The following is a 430-nucleotide window of genomic DNA, read 5'->3' as shown; positions in this document are numbered from 1 at the left end:
GGACAGGACCCGCCCCGGTGGTAGTCTTGCCCTCCGATGAACCTCCGCACCAAGATCGTCGCGCTGGCTGTTGCACCGCTGCTCATCGCGCTGGTGCTGGTTGCCCTGGCGGTGCGCCACCAGGAGCATGACCTGGCGCGGCGCGAGCGTGCGCTCATCGAGAAAAGCTACATGGACCAGCGGCGCAGCGAACTGCGCAGCTATGTCGACCTGGCCGTGAGCATCGTGCGGCCGCTGTACGACGCGGGCCTGGACGACGAAGAAACCCGCAACGAAGCCCTGCGCCGCCTGGCCGCGCTCGACTACGGCGATGACGGCTACTTCTTCGTCTACGACATGCAGGGCCGCTCCCTCATGCATTCGCGCCAGCCCGACCTCGTGGGCAAGAACCTCTGGGACCTGCGCGACTCCCGCGGCCGCTTCACCATAC

At 67.2% G+C, this 430-nt stretch carries 1 protein-coding gene; it reads left to right on the top strand.

Annotated features, from left to right (window positions below):
* Window positions 1-36: 36 nt before the first annotated feature.
* Window positions 37-430 (top strand): cache domain-containing protein (locus K6M89_RS30610; RefSeq protein WP_222141861.1); only part of this gene is annotated, 394 nt, incomplete at its 3' end.

The organism is Rhizobium croatiense (assembly GCF_019793465.1).
In the GTDB taxonomy this organism is placed as follows: Bacteria; Pseudomonadota; Alphaproteobacteria; order Rhizobiales; family Rhizobiaceae; genus Rhizobium; species Rhizobium croatiense.
This window is presented reverse-complemented; position numbering and strand designations above follow the sequence as displayed.